This window comes from Burkholderia sp. Bp9099 (assembly GCF_003857805.1).
Lineage (GTDB): Bacteria > Pseudomonadota > Gammaproteobacteria > Burkholderiales > Burkholderiaceae > Burkholderia.
In genome coordinates this window covers 1-16,702 of the sequence record NZ_QTPU01000058.1, presented here as the reverse complement: position 1 = coordinate 16,702, position 16,702 = coordinate 1, and the positions used below count along the sequence as shown (strand labels likewise).

13 protein-coding genes and 2 pseudogenes are annotated in these 16,702 nt (G+C 62.4%); 4 read left to right on the top strand and 11 right to left on the bottom strand.

The features are described 5' to 3' along the window. Together DIE17_RS36130 and DIE17_RS36125 are read left to right on the top strand one after the other, a co-directional pair. Window positions 1-150: pseudogene (locus DIE17_RS36130) on the top strand (IS30 family transposase); the annotation flags it as partial. Window positions 151-327: 177 nt separating this feature from the next. Continuing rightward, on the top strand, window positions 328-1,548 hold the full coding sequence (locus DIE17_RS36125; protein ID WP_042270482.1) for an acetylornithine/succinyldiaminopimelate transaminase: 1,221 nt from the start codon (window positions 328-330) through the stop codon (window positions 1,546-1,548). A gap of 66 nt (window positions 1,549-1,614) precedes the next feature. On the opposite strand, the gene DIE17_RS36120 is transcribed toward DIE17_RS36125, so the two are convergent. From DIE17_RS36120 to DIE17_RS36105, 4 genes are all read right to left on the bottom strand, one after another. Next, window positions 1,615-2,808: a M20 aminoacylase family protein gene (locus DIE17_RS36120; protein ID WP_042270481.1), complete on the bottom strand. Its 1,194-nt coding sequence runs from the start codon at window positions 2,806-2,808 to the stop codon at window positions 1,615-1,617. Between the two features lie 104 nt (window positions 2,809-2,912). Beyond that, entirely contained in the window at window positions 2,913-4,253 is a 1,341-nt protein-coding gene (locus tag DIE17_RS36115) for a DUF3100 domain-containing protein (protein WP_042270479.1), read from the bottom strand. A 61-nt stretch (window positions 4,254-4,314) separates the two neighbouring features. Beyond that, window positions 4,315-5,823: an aldehyde dehydrogenase family protein gene (locus DIE17_RS36110; protein WP_042270477.1), complete on the bottom strand. Its 1,509-nt coding sequence runs from the start codon at window positions 5,821-5,823 to the stop codon at window positions 4,315-4,317. A gap of 27 nt (window positions 5,824-5,850) precedes the next feature. Then, window positions 5,851-6,720 carry an NAD(P)-dependent oxidoreductase gene (locus tag DIE17_RS36105; RefSeq protein ID WP_124921792.1) on the bottom strand — a complete coding sequence of 290 codons (870 nt, stop codon included), beginning with the start codon at window positions 6,718-6,720 and terminating at the stop codon, window positions 5,851-5,853. A gap of 153 nt (window positions 6,721-6,873) precedes the next feature. Here DIE17_RS36105 and DIE17_RS36100 point away from each other — a divergent pair, with 153 nt between their 5' ends. After that, entirely contained in the window at window positions 6,874-7,785 is a 912-nt protein-coding gene (locus DIE17_RS36100; protein WP_042270472.1) for a LysR family transcriptional regulator, read from the top strand. A 185-nt stretch (window positions 7,786-7,970) separates the two neighbouring features. Here the strand turns inward: DIE17_RS36100 and DIE17_RS36090 are convergent. Then, window positions 7,971-8,380, bottom strand: a pseudogene (locus DIE17_RS36090) (transposase); the annotation flags it as partial. A gap of 44 nt (window positions 8,381-8,424) precedes the next feature. After that, window positions 8,425-8,691 (bottom strand): hypothetical protein, encoded by a 267-nt coding sequence (locus tag DIE17_RS36085; protein ID WP_221624905.1) that lies wholly within the window; start codon window positions 8,689-8,691, stop codon window positions 8,425-8,427. Window positions 8,692-9,533: 842 nt separating this feature from the next. Here DIE17_RS36085 and DIE17_RS36080 point away from each other — a divergent pair. Beyond that, window positions 9,534-9,767, top strand: a complete 234-nt coding sequence (locus DIE17_RS36080; protein WP_409410404.1) for a hypothetical protein — start codon at window positions 9,534-9,536, stop codon at window positions 9,765-9,767. Window positions 9,768-10,021: 254 nt separating this feature from the next. Here the strand turns inward: DIE17_RS36080 and DIE17_RS36075 are convergent, their stop codons facing one another. The 5 genes from DIE17_RS36075 to pgi form a co-directional block, all read right to left on the bottom strand. Then, a complete protein-coding gene (locus DIE17_RS36075; protein ID WP_044848738.1) occupies window positions 10,022-11,125 on the bottom strand; it encodes a porin in 1,104 nt (367 codons plus the stop codon). A 347-nt stretch (window positions 11,126-11,472) separates the two neighbouring features. Then, a complete protein-coding gene (locus DIE17_RS36070) occupies window positions 11,473-12,504 on the bottom strand; it encodes a hypothetical protein (RefSeq protein ID WP_124921791.1) in 1,032 nt (343 codons plus the stop codon). 62 nt (window positions 12,505-12,566) lie between these two features. Continuing rightward, a complete protein-coding gene (zwf, locus tag DIE17_RS36065; protein WP_124921790.1) occupies window positions 12,567-14,039 on the bottom strand; it encodes a glucose-6-phosphate dehydrogenase in 1,473 nt (490 codons plus the stop codon). Continuing rightward, window positions 14,036-14,968, bottom strand: coding sequence for a carbohydrate kinase family protein (locus DIE17_RS36060; RefSeq protein ID WP_044848735.1), 933 nt, complete (start codon window positions 14,966-14,968; stop codon window positions 14,036-14,038). The genes zwf and DIE17_RS36060 overlap by 4 nt, the downstream gene beginning before the upstream one ends. 16 nt (window positions 14,969-14,984) lie before the next feature. Further along, on the bottom strand, window positions 14,985-16,583 hold the full coding sequence (gene pgi, locus DIE17_RS36055; protein ID WP_124921788.1) for a glucose-6-phosphate isomerase: 1,599 nt from the start codon (window positions 16,581-16,583) through the stop codon (window positions 14,985-14,987). Window positions 16,584-16,702 lie beyond the last annotated feature (119 nt).

Genomic DNA, 16,702 nt, shown 5'->3' with positions numbered 1-16,702 from the left:
AACAGTCAGATTGCAACACTCGTCGAACGCCAGACCCGGTTCGTGATGTTGGTGAAGATTGCCAGCAAGGACTCTGACGCTGTCGTCAATGCTCTGATAAGACACGCCCGCCGTATGGAATACCGTCCAGTCTTATCGATAAGGTTAGACGGCGTGACGCCACACTGCGTTCGGATTTTTCGAACAAGTTTGCAACTTTGAGTTAGCCACAAGCAGGCCGGGTAGCGGCACACTCCTGCTACACAAGTCGGACTGCGAGGTAGCCGCCGGTCCTGCGACGCCTCCCTTGTTCCGCAACTCCTTTATCAGTTGCAGCGAAACCCTCCAGTGACTACCCCACATCCATCACGAAACACGTTCGATACAGTCATGGCCCCCGTCTATGCGCCTGCACCGTTGATACCCGTGCGCGCGCAAGGCTCTCTCGTCTGGGACGAAGAGGGCCGGGACTACGTCGACCTGACGAGCGGCATCGCCGTTTGCGCTCTCGGTCATGCGCATCCGACGCTGGTCGAAACGCTAACCAGACAGGCTGAACAGCTATGGCATGTGAGCAACGTCTTCACGAACATCCCCGCACTCAAACTTGCATTGCGTCTGACCGAGGCGACTTTCGCGGAAAACGCCTTCTTCGCGAATTCCGGTGCAGAAGCAAACGAGGCTGCGCTCAAGCTTGCCCGACGCGTGGCAATCGACCGGTTTGGAACGGAGGCGAGGAAGACCAAGATTATTTCCTTCGAGCAATCGTTCCACGGGCGCACGCTATTTACCGTCAGCGTCGGCGGCCAGCCGAAATACTCGGACGGATTCGGCCCGCTGCCCGGCGACATCTCGCATATCCGATTTAACGATATCGACGCAGCGCTGGTTGCAATTGACGATCGGACCTGCGCGGTGATCGTGGAGCCGGTCCAGGGCGAAGGCGGCGTCATTCCGGCAACGCCCGACTTCCTGCGATGCCTGCGCGATGCCTGCACCAGGCACAACGCGCTTCTCATCTTCGATGAAGTGCAGACGGGCATTGGACGCACCGGCTCGCTCTTCGCGTATATGGACGCCGGCGTGACGCCGGATATCCTCACGGCAGCCAAAGCCCTCGGCAACGGTTTCCCGATCGGCGCGGTGCTCACCACCGCGGAGATCGGCAAGCACTTCTCCGTGGGAACGCACGGCTCGACGTATGGCGGAAATCCTTTGGCTACCGCCGTTGCGGACCGCGTTGTCGAACTCATCAACACCCCACAGGTTCTCGACGGCGTGTGCCAACGTAGCGCTCACATCTTTGCGAGCCTGCGCTCGATCAATTCCCGCACCGGCGTGTTCCGCGAGCTTCGAGGCGCCGGATTACTGATCGGCGGGGAGTTGAGCGACGCGTATCAGGGACGCTCGAAAGACATCATGACAGCCGCGCTCGAACACGGCGTCATGATTCTGAATGCGGGTCCGAACGTCTTGCGATTCGCGCCGGCGCTCAACATTCCGTACGAATGTCTTGACGAAGGGTTGGCACGTTTGGAGCGCGCAATCGACTCGTTCAGTTTCGAGTGACTTGCAACAGCCTTTGCGAGGCTAGGCTCTGCGTTCAGAGCCCTTATCGCCTGCTATGGCACTGGCTCACGCGCGTTTCAAAAACCTCTCCACGAGTCGCACGAAGTAAGTCGACCCCACGGGAAGCAACCGGTCGTTGAAGTCATAACTCGCGTTGTGTAACAGGCACGGCCCTGCTCCATGCCCCACGATGCGATGGTCGCCGACGCCATTTCCGATAAACGCGTAGCAACCCGGCTTTGCACGCAGCATGAACGAGAAGTCTTCGGCAGCCATCGTGGGTTGAATCGCCGCGTCGACGGCCTCATCACCGACGACTTCACGCATGACTTCGACTGCCAGCGCGGTTTGTTCAGGATCGTTGACGGTCGGCGGGTAGTTCCGGTTGAATTCGATCTCACTGCGACAGCCAAGACCAGACGCAATCGCCGCGACGATGGCCCGCATGCGGCTCTCGATGAGGTCAAGCGTCTCTTCCGAAAACGTGCGCACCGTGCCGCCCAGCCAGGCATCGGTCGGCACAACGTTCTGCGCTTCACCCGCGTGAATCTGCGTCACCGACAAGGCTGCCGCATCGACAGGATTCTTGTTGCGAGTCAGGATGCTCTGCAATGCGCTGACAATCTGCGCCACCGCAAACACCGGGTCTTCACCGAGATGTGGCATCGCGCCGTGGCATCCCGCGCCCGTCACCGTAATCCTGAAGAGACTCGTCGATGCCATGATCGCACCGGGGCGCACACCGAAGTGTCCCTCCGGAATGCCCGGCCAGTTGTGCACGCCGAAAACGGCATCGACAGGAAAGCGCTCGAACAGACCGTCGTCGATCATCGCCTGCGCGCCTGCGCCTTCTTCCTCGGCAGGCTGAAAAATGAAATGCACGGTGCCGTCGAAATCGACCGACTTCGCGAGATATCTTGCGGCGCCAAGCAGCATGGTCGTGTGACCGTCGTGCCCGCATGCATGCATTGCGCCCTGCACGGTGGAGCGATGCGCGAACTCGTTGGCTTCCTGCATGGGCAGCGCGTCCATGTCCGCGCGAAGTCCGATTGCGCGAGTGCTGTTCCCACGCTTCAGCGTCGCAACGAGGCCCGTTTTGCCGACTCCGCGAACGACAGGCAAGCCCCACTCTTCCAGCTTGCTGGCGACGAGATCCGCCGTCCGGTTCACGTCGTATCCCAGTTCCGGGTGCGCATGGATGTCACGACGGACGGCAGTCATCTCCTCCGAGAATGCCTGGATTTCGGCAATAGCGTTCATAGTCACTTGATAGGAGTTTCTTGCTGGCAATCGACGCAGCCGTCAGATTGCACAGCTCATAGCGCGCGTTGCACCGCTGCGTTTGCGCAGGCGGTGCCGGTCGCCTAGATGTGGAACAGTTGCGCGACGACGGTCGCACCGAGGAACGTGCCTGCATTGGCAACGAACGAAACAAGGACGATGCGCCATCCCAACCGGCGGAAAGCGGGCAAGTCTTTTGCAATCGAGAGACCCGCGAAGGCCAGCATCGGCGTGGTCACGCCAAGAAAATCGTTCCGCGCGCTCAGCTCAGCCAACTGTGCGCCCCAAGGGCACCAAGGAGACGTCGCGTACATCGCCGCAAACGAGACCCAGCACACCGCAGGGATCTTGCGGCCAGTCAGCGTGGAAAGCGCGTCGCCAACGACGACAGCCAGCAGCATGAGCAGCATCCCAGGCAGCCCCGCCAGCGGCGTCGTACCGTGCGCCATCCAGTCGCATACCAGTGCAAACACGGCGGTGACGACCCATGCCAGCACTTTGCCGCCATAGCTGAGATGCGGCGCTTCCGTTTGCACATCGCCCAGTTTCGGTCCGCTGGCTTCTGCCGCTTCGGGCGCGTTCGAGGCACTGGTCGTGCGGCCAATCAGCGGCTCTAGAATGCGGTAGCCGAACAATGCCATCGGCAGCGAAATGAATAACGTGAAGTACGTGCCCACCGTCGTCGTAATCAGATTGCTCGCAGCCGCAAACGTCAGCACCGATTTGGCGACCTCAGGCGTCTGCTGCGCAGCGATAGCGCCCGACGCCGCTGCCATCATGCTGCCCGAGCCGACGCCCGAACCCATCGCGAGTGCGAGCGGGTCGAAGATATTCAGACTCGCGACGAAGCCCGCAAATATGGCGATAAAGACCGCGCCAAAGATGGTTCCAGTGAGGTATTCCGCCAGCACGCCACGCCCTTCGGCCGAGTCCATCCCGTACTTCTCGCCGATGATGGCGAGACTAGGCTCACGGCCGACCGAGAAGGTGGCGCCGATGGCTTCGCGCTTGATACCGAGCAGAAGTGCGAGCGGCAAGCCAAGCAGGATCGTGCCGACAAAATGCCCCAGCTCCTGGAAGGCGAGCGCCCAACCCGCAGACGCCAGCTTGGGTAGCGCGCTCCCAATCATCAACCCCAGTTTCGCAATGAACAGCAGCAACGCAGGCTGCAGGATGGCCGCGGCGTAAAACTGCGTTTTCACGTCGAGGCGCGCGGCGCTGTTCGATCGCGCACTGGCCACGCCGATTGCCGCACCGAGCAGAAGCGCCCAGATCATCGGCAAGAGGACCACCTTGCCCGGGCCGATCTTGAACGTGAAAGATCCGATCAGCTCGGCAAGCAGAATCACGCCCGCAGCGAAGACAAGTAGCTTGGCCGTGCGCATGCCTTGGCCGTCGGATGAGTGCATTGCTATGCTATTCATTTGGTCAGGTCTCCCCAGAGTGACGATCCTCCCCGAAAGAACGGGGAGGATACCTTGCCGATTAAAGGTAGCCGAAGGCCGTGGGCGGTTCCTTCGCGGTTTCGACCCAGACGCTCTTCGTCTGCGTGTATTCGTAGAGCGCTTCGACGCCGCTCGAACGACCGTAACCACTCAAACCGAAGCCGCCGAACGGCGACGCCACGTTGATGGTCTTGTAGCCATTCACCCAGAAAGTGCCGGCATTGACTTGCGCCGCCACGCGATGCGAGCGCGCGACGTCGGTGGTCCACACTGCGCCGGCCAGGCCGAACTCGGTATCGTTGGCAATCGCGATGGCTTCGTCTTCCGTGTCGAACGGAATCGCTGCCACCACCGGCCCGAAGATTTCTTCACGGGCAACGGCCATATCGTTGGTGACGTTCGACAGCACCGTCGGCGAAACAAAGTAGCCCGCGTTCGAGCGCTCCTGCGAACCCGATGCGAGCGTCGCGCCTGCCGCCACGCCCTTGTCGATCATCGACATGACATGCTCGTATTGCCTGCGGTTATTGATCGGGCCCACCTCGGTGCTGTCGTCGAGCGGCTGGCCCACCTTGATTTTCCTGGCGCCCGTGGCGACCATCGCGACGAACTCGTCGTAGACGCTACGTTGCACCAGCAGACGCGAGCCCGCCACGCAGCTTTGACCAGCACCGGCGAAGATGGCTGCCTGCGCGGTCAGTGCCGCGCGCTTCAGGTCCGCGTCGCCGAAGATGATGTTGGCCGACTTGCCGCCCAGTTCGAGCACGCACGGCAGCACACGCTTCGCGGCCGCCTCGGCGATCCGTGCGCCCGTCGCCGGCGAGCCGACGAACACCACTTTCTTGATCGCCTTGTGCGCGATAGCCGACTGCGCGACCGTCTGTCCGAGACCTGCGAGCACGTTCACGAGGCCCTTCGGCGCACCCGCGCGCTCGCACAGCAGGCCGATGACGATAGAGCTGGTCGGCGTGAGTTCGGACGGCTTGAGCAGCACCGCGTTACCCATCGAAATGGCGGGTGCGACCTGCCAGCCGCACGTGAACACGGGCGCATTCCACGGCGTGATCTGCAGCACGGTGCCAGCCGGCTCGCGGCGCGTGTAGTTCAGATGCGAGGTCGGCACGGGAATCACTTCGCCGTAGAACTTGTCGGCCCAGCCGCCGTAGTACTCGAACATCTCGGCGACTTTCGCGACTTCGCCGCGGCAATCGCGGATCGGCTTGCCCGAACCGAGTGACTCGAGCCGCGCGAGGGCTTCGGCTTCCGCGCGCACCTGGCGGGCGATCTCGAACATCACGCGGCCGCGCGCCGCATGCGTTAGCGCCCACCACTGTTTCTGCGCGCGCACGGCTGCCGCGGCAGCCTGTTCGACCACGGCCGCGCCGCCATCTTTGTAGGCAATGCTCTTCTCGCCTGTCGCGGCATCGAAGAGTTGAATCGTCTCACCCGCGCCTTCCACCAGCTCGCCACCGACATACGAACCGATGGTCTTTGCTTGCGGGAAGAAATGCTGAAACGCTACGAGAAGGTCTTCTGCGTTATTGCTCATCTGAAAATGGCTCCGGATATCTGGCGATTACTGTTTGTCGATGAACTGGACGATGCGGTTGAAGTCTTCCGCATCGCCGATGCTGTCCGCGCTCGCCGCCCACAAGCGGCCCGCTTCCTTCGCGATCGGCGCGGTAGCGTCCGCGCTATCGAGTAGCGCCATCGCAAGGCGCACGTCCTTTCTCATCAGCTTCATCGTGAATCCGGAGTCGAACTTGCCGTTGAAGATCCATGTCGGATAGTTCGTCAGCGTTGCACTGTTCTTGCCCGAGCCGCCGTTGAGCGCCTCCACCAGCTTTTCCGGGTCGACGCCGTTCGCTTCGGCGGCGCGCACGGCTTCGCTCGCGGCCAGAAGATGAACGCCCGTCAACATGTTGTTGATGATCTTGGTCACGTGCCCCGCGCCGACCGGGCCGACGTGGACGCGTTTCGCGCTCATCACGGCGAGGATCGGCTCGACAGCTGCGACGTCTGCGTCGGAGCCGCCCAGAACCATCGTCATTGTGGCCGTCGCGGCACCTTTAGGTCCGCCGCTGACGGGACCGTCGACGAACCCCACCTTGCGTTCAGCAAGCGCCGCAGCCACCTTGCGCGTGCTGCCCGGCTCCGCGGTAGTCGTGTCCACAACAATCAGGCCCGGCTTCGCGCTCGCGGCGACGCCGCCTTCACCGAGCACGACCTGCTCGACGATATCGGATGTCGGCAGGGACAGAATCAGCACGTCGGCATCACGGGTGATATCAGAGATGGAAGCACGCGCCTGAACGCCTTCTTCCTGCAACTTGTCGGCAACGCCGGGCGCGGCGTCGAAGCCGAGCACGTTGAAACCGCCGCGCTTGAGCGAGAGCGCCATCCCGCGCCCCATATTGCCCAGACCGATTACACCAACCGTCTTCATGTTTCTAGCTCCAGGTCTCTTGATTTCGCAGTTCATATCGTGGCTGCCGCTCCAAGTTTTCGACTGCCTGGGTTCCATACTGGACTTTCGAAAGCCTATAATCAATAAACGCCAATTTGCAAAGCGTTCTAATAATTCGAACGGTGATTTCTCATGGCAGAGGGTCTGACGGAGAGCAGGATTGTCTATTTCTACGAAGCCGTACGATTCGGCAGCATTCGCGCGGCGGCCGACTGGCTGAACGTCGCACCGTCGGCGGTGAGCAGACAGATCGGGTTACTGGAGCGTGAACTCGATGCCGCGCTCGTCGAGCGGCATGCGCGCGGGGTGAAACCGACGGAGGCCGGGCAGTACGTGATCGAGTACTACCGCGAGCAGATGGCGCACAAGGAAGACCTCATCAGCCGCTTGCAGGAACTGCGCGGCTTGCGCACGGGGCATGTCAACGTCGTGCTCGGCGAGGGCTTTGTGTCCGACATGCTGGGGGGCCCGATGCAGCAGTTTTGCAAACAGTATCCGGGCATCAAGGTCAATCTCGACCTCGCCGGAACGAACGAGGTCATGCGCAAGATCACCGAGGACGAGGGTGATATCGGGCTAGTCTATAACCCGCCGCCCGAGCCCAAGATCGTCGCGCGCGCATCGCGCATGCAACCACTGATGGCGATCGTTGGCCCCGGCTTTCCTCGCGCGCAACGTGAAAAGGCTATGACTGTGCGAGAGCTGGCGTCTTTTCCGCTGGCGGCAGCGCATCCCTCCTTCGGTACCAGGCAGATGCTCGAGGCCGTCGAGTTTGCCGAAAAGATACGCCTGGATCCGATCGTCACGACCAACTCGATATCCATCCTCAAGCAGTTCGTGAAATCGGGGCTGGGCATTGCGTGTTTGCCGGCGTTTTCCGTCTCGACTGAGCTGGACGCGGGGGAACTCTTCGCGATTCCGATTGATCATCCGTTGCTTATCAACGCGGAGGCGCAGCTCGTGACACGCGTCGGCCGAAAGCTGTCCGTCGCCTCGAACCGACTACTCCAGCTGATGCATTCGCAGATGCGCGCATTTCGTTAGACAACAAGTTCTCAAGTTTGAAGTGCAATACCCTGATTGATATGAGGTGTTCCAGACATGTAGCTGATCGCTTTCTTATTCGATCAGCCATCGTAGAGCCCAGCCGACTCGGCGCCGCCGGTGGGGAGAACTCTCCGGCGGCTACGCCGCCTCCGACTTCTCCCCACCGGCCAAAACCTTCGCCGCTACACCGGCCAAAATAATTGTCGCCCTCCAGTAAGGGCTGCAAAGTGGACAAGCATAAGCACAGAGAATACGACGAAGTGCAAACCAGCGAGGGTTTCGGGCAACCGCTCGTAGTCTCTGGCCAGTCTGCGGAACCGGTTGCGCCAGCCGAAGCTGCGCTCGACTACCCAGCGGCGCGGCAACAATACGAAGCCTTTTTTGCCTCCGGCAGCTTGATGACTTGAAGCTCGATTCCTTCGTCAAGCGCCGCCTGCGCGGGCTCTTCACCTGTATACCCCTGATCCGCGAACGCCACCTTGACTGTCTGGCCCGTGGCCTGCTGGACCTGACGCGCCAGTTCTCCGACCTGTGCACGTTCCCGTTCGTTGGCCGGCGTCACATGCACTGCGAGCAGTTGTCCAAGCGTACGCTCGACATCGTTCAGGGGTATACCTCGAACCATAAGTTGAAAGCTCATGACCGTTTCACCCGAATCTGTGCAATATCTCCGAGCGCGTGATGCAGGCAGCCTTCAAGATCGTCTGCCACCTTTTGTCCACGGACATCATAGACCACCACAAATCTAGCAGTAGGCAGCGGCACGTGTTGTCGGCCAAAGAGTACACGCGCCCGAACGTACGCAACGCTTAGGTTCAGCGCTACTTGCGTCTCGACATAATGATTGGCGATCAGTGTATATTCCGTGGCGTCCGCTGTAGAAAATTCTGGCGTGAATATCATATTTTTATCCGAAGGCTCCCGACTGTTGAACGGCCGTTCTGGGGAAAACTGAAGGGCAGATCAGGGTCGTTCAGAGTCGTTCGCGTTGCTCCACAACCGCCATTCGTGGTCACGTGCCGATCCTGACGCCGGGATGAACGCGCCAACAAGATAGGGAACCTTATCACTATGGCACGATCGCCTGTTCAAACTCAGGTTTCGTATAACGCGTGACCCGGGTTGCGGTCGCTGCACGGTGCCATACGGGAGTTGGCACTGGTCTTCGCCTGGTTGCAGTCAGTGACAACTTTAATTCGCAATGTGCAACCTCATGAATTCCAGAGAAGTCCGCATCATTCGGTGCACGTCGACCTGCGGAGTGACATCTTTGCTTCGGAAACGGCGACACCAGTATAGAGAATTGCACGGTGCGTCGCTCTTTCGTAAAGGCAGTCGCAGTGCCGGTCCATGGTAAATTCGCCGCCTCGCACCGTCAGCACAAAAGGAGACCACTGCGTACGAAGATCTTGTGATTGTTACGCAATACGACGGAAAGGACTTGATGTCCGTCGAAGCGATTTGCACATACGACGAAGAAGGGTAGGCGCAGGAGTGCGCGGATGCGACGAATGCATGCATCGAGATCACGACTTGCGCGGATCAGGGCACTGACCTGTGGAGGTGATTGCGGCACTAGGTAGAAGTGCATTTGCGCGAGGCCGGCATTTCCTAAAAGAACCTGTATTTCGAGGACGACCGCGGTAATTAACCTGCCTTCACGGCTCGCGACCGGCCCGATCAGAACAGTTGACCGGGCTTGCTCGCGCGCGCCTCGGCTGATTCGCGCGCAGGGTTACTGGCGCGTGCTGCTGCTCTCCTACCTGGTGTTGCCGGTGCGCGGCGCGCTTGCCGCGATGCTGATGAGCGAGGCGGGCGTCTGGCCGGTGCAAGTGCTCGCGCAGCACTTCGGTTATCCGACCGCATTCGTCGTGCCGGGCGCCGTGTCGACGGGCTCGCTCGTGCTCTGGCTCGGCCATGCGCGCTCGCTGATCGGCGTGTGCGGCAAGCCGGGCGATCTGTCGGCCACGTCGTCGTGAACGTGCTTTCCCTCGTCATGCCATTCCCGGCCTGCCCGTGAATTCCGTTTCGCTTGCCTGGCTGATTGCCGCGTCGCCACGGCGGGTGTCGTCATCCGTCCGGGCGGCTGGCCCGGCGCGCATTCGGATCGATTCCAGGCCTGGCATTCTGTCGATGCGTGCGGTGCGATGGCCTGACGGCGCATCGCACCCGGACACGGTGCCAGAAGCGGCATGGCATGGCATGCCGCTTCTAGCCCGTGAGCGAGATCGAATCAGAACAAATGCTGGATGCCTGCATAGACGCCCGTCTGGCTATGCCCGGGTGTCGGATTGTCGTTGTAGCCGCCGCCGGCGATCGGACCGCCGGCACCCGCCGCGTTCGACTCCAGGCCGAAGTTCGCGTTCTTGCTGTTGCGAACGGTAGCAATCTGCATGTCGAAGAGCGTGCGCTTCGAGATGTTGTACGTGCCGCCCACCGTATAGATGTTGGCGTTGCCGCCGCCATGGTTTGCGTTGACGTGATAGACGGCACCGGTCAAGGCCGCAGCCGGCGTCGCCTGCCACGTGACGCCGCCCCAGACCTGCTGCGTCGACGTAATCCCGTTGTTGGCGGTCGGCGCGCCGTTCGCGTGCGAGGCTTGATAGGCCGCCTGCAGCTTGAACTGGCCGAGGAATACGTTCACGCCCGCGAAGTACTCCCGGGAATAGTTGAACACGTCCGAGAACTTGCCGTTGACGTCGCGCGCCTCGTCGTAGATGCCGCGCACCTGGAAGTACGGATTCGTGTAGGTCAGTTGCAGGCCGTCGGCACGACCTTGTGCGGTCGTGCCGTTACCATTCCAGCTGGTGGCGTTCGACAGCGAATACTGGCCGTACACGTCGAAACCGTAGAAGCTCGGCGACTGGTACGAAATGTTGTTGCTCGTCTTGTTCCAGTTGCGGCCGCGCACGAGCGAACCGGACGACCAGGACGTCTGGCCGAGCGGATCGAAGTCCCACAACCCGTTCGAAATCGAGAGCTCGCGGCCGAGCAGCAGCGTGCCGTAAGCGTCGTTGGAAAAACCGACCGTTGCCCAGCGATCCCAGATGGACCCGGTGCCGCCGAGGCTGCCGTTCATCGCATTGAACGAGCCTTCGAGGTGGAAGACCGCCTTGTTTCCACCGCCGAGATCCTCGGAGCCCTTCAAGCCCCACAGGCTGGTGCCCCAGTCGCCGCTCTCGGCGCGCCAGCGGCTCGTCGTGCCGCCGTTGCCGTTGGCAATGCCGCTCAGGTACTCGATGCCGGCATCGAGGCGGCCGTAGAGCGTGACACTGCTTTGTGCGTGGGCGACGATGCCTGCGGACATCAACGTGGCGGCGAGTATTGCTTTTTTCATAATTGGCTCCAAACCTGTCAGAAAGAAAACGTGTGACTGCGGCACAACAGACCCGGTCAGTTTTTTATTGAATAAATTAAGGAAAACGAAATTATCTGTCGTGAAAAACGGATCGCGTATCAACAGGGAAAGTGAGATGTTCTTTGCTTGCGGCATGTCCAGCCGGGCAAACTGGACGAAAAGGTCTCCTTGGTCGGTATTGATGTGGGACGAAACTACGGGCGAGTCACGTAGTACAACTATTCATATATGAAATGCCGGACCGTCTGACGCTCATGGAGCCGGGCTTGGCCCGGCGCCCCTTGCCGACGATCTGCAGCGCGATCGGTCCGATCCACGATGCACGCCTAACGTGCGGCGAGCACCTCGAATCGGTAGGCGATTTCAGTTGGCGTGTCAGGATTCAATGCAAGTGCCGTCCGGACCCCGCGGGAATTGATTGGATTGGGCGCGAGCGATGCCGCACGGCCAAGCTCGAATGCGCTCGCGACCGGCTCAATGCCCACGCAGAGGTTGCGCCCGTTCCACGGCGCGTACGCACGTCCTCGGTTGCTGATCCACAACAGCAGCGACGGCAGCGCATCGGCATCCCAGGTCAGGCGATAGCGTGCGCCGGCGACGGCGTCGGTCATCGTGACGGAACCGTCGATTCCGCAGAGCTGCAGGATTTCTTCCGTGGGCTGCGCGAGCGGTAGCTGGTCGAATGCACCGAAGCCGCCCTCGCCGAGCGGTACGCGCTCGAGTGATTCGAACGTCGCGCCGGCCAGCGCGCTCGATACGCGCGGTTCCGGACCTGCCGGGTGCACCATGCCGAAGCGGTAGGTGCCGGGCTCGATTCGAAACGCGCCGGTGAGCGTCGGCAGCGCGAGATTCGGATGCAGACCGACGGGGCAGCGAGCCGACTTGCGCGCTTCGATACGGAGAACGATGTCGAAGGCAGCGCGAGCCGGATCGGCGCGCACGATGCGAGTCAGTCGTGCGATCGACGAGGTCTCGGGGTATTCGATTTCAATTTCGATCTCGTGCGCGGTTTGCCTCACGAGTGACCACACGCCGGTACAGCCGTAACCATGCTGAAGGTCGTCGCTGGTGTCGAGTGCGACGTCATCCGGGACGATCGGCGTTGCGGCGGCTTTCCGCCAGCCGGGAGGCAGTCGGTCGGGAGAGTAGGGAACACCGAATGGCACGCACGGGAATTCGCTTCGCATGACGCCCAGCAGCCCGGCGGGTTGCGGCTCGGCCTGGCCGAGCCACGGCGCTTCGTAAAACGGACGGATCGTGCGGCCGCCTTGCTGTAATGCAACGCCGCCGAGCATACCTCCTGCTGCATGGAGATCGAACGCGCCGTGCGCCCATTTGAGATGCCAGACTGTATCCATTGCTTCGTCAGGTGTAGTCGGAGAGAACGCTTCTACGATGGGAAGAGGCATGCCGGAGCGGATCAGTTCTCTTCCTCGCTCCAGCAGGTGCCGTATCTCGCCAGCAACGCGCTGGCCTGCGCAGGCCCCCAGTTTCCGGCCGAATAGGGTTTGGGCGCCGTTTTCAGGTCGAGAATCGGCGCGACCCAGCGCCATGCGGCTTCCTGCTCGTCGCGACGCACGAACAGCGCGAGCCGGCCGGCGATCACGTCGAGCAACAGGCGCTGATACGCCTCCATCCGGTCTTGCCGAAAGAAGCGGTCGAACGCGAGATCGAGGTAGACGCCTTGCAGGGTCATGCCGAGCCCCGGCCGCTTCGCGAGCGTGCTCAGGCGAATCGATTCGTCCGGTTGCAGCTGGATCGTCAACCGGTTCGAGCCTGCCAGCAGCGCCGTCGGACCGAGCGTCGAATGCGGCGGGCGCTTGAACGTGACGACGATTTCAGCCACGCGTCGCGCCAGCCGCTTGCCGGTGCGCAGAAAGAACGGCACGCCGGCCCAGCGCCAGTTCTCGACCTCGGCCTTGAGCGCGACGAACGTCTCGGTCGGACTGTCGGCCCGGATTCCGGATTCGTCGAGGTAACCCGGTACCGACTCTCCGCGGACCACCCCCGCGCGATACTGTCCGCGCACGACGCTCTGATGCAAGGCTTCCTCGGTGAGCGGCTTGAGCGCGCGCAGCACGCGCAGCTTCTCGTCGCGCACGGCGTCGGCTTCCATCGACTGAGGCGGCTCCATGGCGACGATCGCAAGCAACTGCAGCAGATGGTTCTGCACCATGTCGCGCAGCGCGCCGGTCTGGTCGTAAAACCCGCCGCGCCCGCCGACGCCGAGTTCCTCGGCAACCGTGATCTGAATGTTGTCGATCCATTCGCGGCGCCACAGAGGCTCGAACATCACGTTGGCGAATCGCAGCGCGAACAGGTTCTGCACGGCTTCCTTGCCGAGGTAATGATCGATCCGGTAGATCTGCTCTTCGGAAAAAATCTGGCCGACCGCATCGTTGATCGCCGTCGACGACGCGAGATCGTAGCCCAACGGTTTTTCGAGCACGATTCGCGAGGTCGGCGGAGCGAGCCCAGCCTGCGCGAGCGCGCGGCAAATCGGCACGAACAGCGATGGCCCTGTCGCCAGATAGAAGATCTGGCGCGACGACGCCGGCGAGAGCGCGTCGGCCAGACGCGAGAACGTGCCGGCCTGGCTTGCGTCGAGCGCCACGTACGAGAGCCGCTCGCGGAAGCCGCGCCACGCGCTTTCATCGAACCGGGCCTGCGTCAGATGCGGTCGCACCGACACGTCGACCCAGTCGAGGTAGCCGGCGGTATCGAGTTCGTTCTGCGCAACCGCGATGATGCGTCCCGCGGGGGCGAGCAGGCCATCGCGGTGAGCGGAGTAGAGCGCCGGCAGGATCTTGCGCATCGCGAGATCGCCGGTGCCGCCGAACAGCACGAATTCGAACGGAGCCTGGGTATCGGAGAACGGGAGGTGCGCATTCATGGAGTTTCGCTCGTGGCTGCGTTGGCCGATTCGATCAGCGCATGTACTTCGGCCGCCGTCGGCGCATAGGCGCCGGCGTGCGACGCGACGAGCGCCGCACAGGCGGCGGCGAACCGAAGATGTTCCGTCGCGGGGGCGTCCGGGCGCGTCAGCAGGCTCGCCATCCAGCTGCCGACGCACGCGTCGCCGCACCCGACCGTGTCGGCGACCGTGACCTTGAAGCCCGGCTGAACCAGCGTTTCATCACCGGCGAAGAGTTCCATGCCGGCCGCGCCGCGCGTGACGAGCACCGCTGCCTGCGGCGCCCACGCACGGATTTGCGCGAGTGCGGCTGCCTCGTCGAATTCCGGGAACAGGCCGGCGAGATCCTCGTCGGACACCTTGATGTAGTCCGATAGACCGATCATCGTGCGCAAGGTGTCGCGGTACGACGGGTCGGCCATCGGCGCGCGAAAGTTGGGATCGAACGAAATCCGCTTGCCGGCGGCGCGCGCCGCGAGCGCAATGTCGATCAGACGCGAGGCGAGGGGCTCGCGCACCAGGCCGAGACAGCCGAAATGAATGATCTCGGCGGCGTCGAGCCAGTCCGAAGGCAACGCGGCGGGATCGAACGCGAGGTCGGCGCTATTCTCGCCGATGAAGAAATATTTCGGCGGCCGCGTCTCGACCACCATCGCAAGCAGCGGCGGGCGGTCGACCTGCTGCGTGAAGCGCATGTCGAGGCCGGCTTCGGCGCTCTTTCGCATGAGCTCGTCGCCGAATATGTCGGCGCTCACGGCCCCGGCAAAGCCGGTCGGCGTGCCGAGGCGCGCGCCGACGCGAGCGACGTTCCAGCATGCGCCGCCGGCAACGCTGTGCCAGCGGTTCGTGTCGTCTCGAATGAAATCGGTCAGGGCTTCGCCGAAGATGACCAGTCGCGGTAGCTTCATCATGGGATTCGGGAGATCAGGCCGCAGCGTGGCGCCGCGTCTTGAAGCGGTTGATCAGTTGGTTGGTCGAGCCGTCGTGCGAGTCAATCTGCGCGGGGGTGAGTAACTCGCCTTCGATCGCAACCGCGAGCTTTTTGCCGAGTTCGACGCCCCATTGATCGAACGAATTGATCCGCCATACCACGCCTTGCACGAATACCTTGTGTTCGTACAACGCGATCAGCGCGCCGAGGGATGCCGGATCGAGCGTGTCCAGGCAGATCGTGTTCGTGGGCCGGTCGCCTTCGAAATTGCGATGCGGTTCGGTCGTCGAGCGCGATCCGTTCATCAATGCCTCCGACTGCGCGAAACAGTTTGCGACGAGGACGGCATGGTGATGATCGAACTCGTGATGCGGCCGCATGCACACGATGAAGTCGGTCGGGATGATCGCGGTGCCCTGGTGCAGGAGCTGGAAGAACGCGTGTTGCCCGTTCGTACCCGGTTCGCCCCAGATGACCGGGCCGGTGGCGTAATCGACGCGCTCGCCGCCGAGCGTCACCGATTTGCCGTTGCTTTCCATGTCGAGCTGCTGCAGGTACGCGGGCAACCGGTGCAGATAGTTGTCGTATGGCGCGATCAGCTGGCTCGTCGTACCGAGGAAGTTCTGATGCCAGATGCCGATCAGGGCGAGCAGGACGGGCAGGTTGCGGGCCAGCGGTGCTTGCGCGAAGTGACGGTCCATCGCGTGCGCGCCGTCGAGCAGTTGCTCGAACGCGTCCATGCCGGCCATGATCGCGATCGGCAACCCGATGGCGGACCACAACGAGTAGCGTCCCCCCACCCAGTCCCAGAACGCGAACATGTTGCCGGTGTCGATGCCGAATGCCGCAACGGCCGTGGCATTCGTCGACACGGCGACGAAGTGGCGGGCGATCGCCGTGTCCGGCGCGCCGCTGTCGAGCAGCCAGGCGCGGGCGGTATGGGCGTTCAGGAGCGTCTCGCGGGTCGTGAACGTTTTCGACGACACGATGAACAGCGTCGTCTCCGGGTTCACGCGCTTGAGCACTTCGGCGATGTCGGCTGCGTCCACGTTCGACACGAAATGCATCGTCAACCGTTCGTGCGCGTAAGGCTTGAGCGCCTCGCACACCATCTTCGGCCCCAGGTCCGAGCCGCCGATGCCGATGTTGACGACGTCGGTGATGTCGCGGCCCGTGTGGCCGCGCCACTCACCGGAGCGAACCGCGTGGGAGAAGCGCCGCATCCGGGCCAGCACGTCGCTGACCTGCCGCGACACGTCGACGTCGTCGACGATACGCGGCGTACCCGAACGGTCGCGCAGCGCGACGTGCAGCACCGCGCGGTTCTCCGTGCGATTGATGCGCTCGCCGGCGAACATCGCGTCGCGATACGCATCGACGCCCGCCTCCTGGGCGAGGGCGACCAGCAGGGCGATGGTTTCGTCGTCGACGGGGTTCTTCGAGTAATCGACGAAAAGCCCGGCCGCCTCGAGGCTGAAGCGCGATGCGCGTGCCGGGTCGCGGTCGAATCGTGCGCGAATCGAGACGCCGGACAAGGCGTCCCGATGGCTGGCGAGCGCGCGCCACGCGCGCGTTTGGGTCAGTGAGGTCATGGTCGTGTCAGGCCTGGGATGCGTTGGGACGGGTCAGTGCGAGCTCCAGCCTTTGTAAGCCTTCACGTTGTCACGCGTGACGAGCGTCGGCTCGATCAGGATCATCGGGTTGGCCGGCT

Excerpts from the sequence above, each read along its gene's own strand:
- DIE17_RS36120 (WP_042270481.1), bottom strand. The coding sequence starts at position 2,808 with ATGAACGCTATTGCCGAAATCCAGGCATTCTCGGAGGAGATGACTGCC.
- DIE17_RS36115 (WP_042270479.1), bottom strand. The coding sequence starts at position 4,253 with ATGAATAGCATAGCAATGCACTCATCCGACGGCCAAGGCATGCGCACG.
- DIE17_RS36110 (WP_042270477.1), bottom strand. The coding sequence starts at position 5,823 with ATGAGCAATAACGCAGAAGACCTTCTCGTAGCGTTTCAGCATTTCTTC.
- DIE17_RS36105 (WP_124921792.1), bottom strand. The coding sequence starts at position 6,720 with ATGAAGACGGTTGGTGTAATCGGTCTGGGCAATATGGGGCGCGGGATG.
- DIE17_RS36100 (WP_042270472.1), top strand. The coding sequence starts at position 6,874 with ATGGCAGAGGGTCTGACGGAGAGCAGGATTGTCTATTTCTACGAAGCC.
- DIE17_RS36085 (WP_221624905.1), bottom strand. The coding sequence starts at position 8,691 with ATGATATTCACGCCAGAATTTTCTACAGCGGACGCCACGGAATATACA.
- DIE17_RS36075 (WP_044848738.1), bottom strand. The coding sequence starts at position 11,125 with ATGAAAAAAGCAATACTCGCCGCCACGTTGATGTCCGCAGGCATCGTC.
- DIE17_RS36070 (WP_124921791.1), bottom strand. The coding sequence starts at position 12,504 with ATGGATACAGTCTGGCATCTCAAATGGGCGCACGGCGCGTTCGATCTC.
- zwf (WP_124921790.1), bottom strand. The coding sequence starts at position 14,039 with ATGAATGCGCACCTCCCGTTCTCCGATACCCAGGCTCCGTTCGAATTC.
- DIE17_RS36060 (WP_044848735.1), bottom strand. The coding sequence starts at position 14,968 with ATGAAGCTACCGCGACTGGTCATCTTCGGCGAAGCCCTGACCGATTTC.
- pgi (WP_124921788.1), bottom strand. The coding sequence starts at position 16,583 with ATGACCTCACTGACCCAAACGCGCGCGTGGCGCGCGCTCGCCAGCCAT.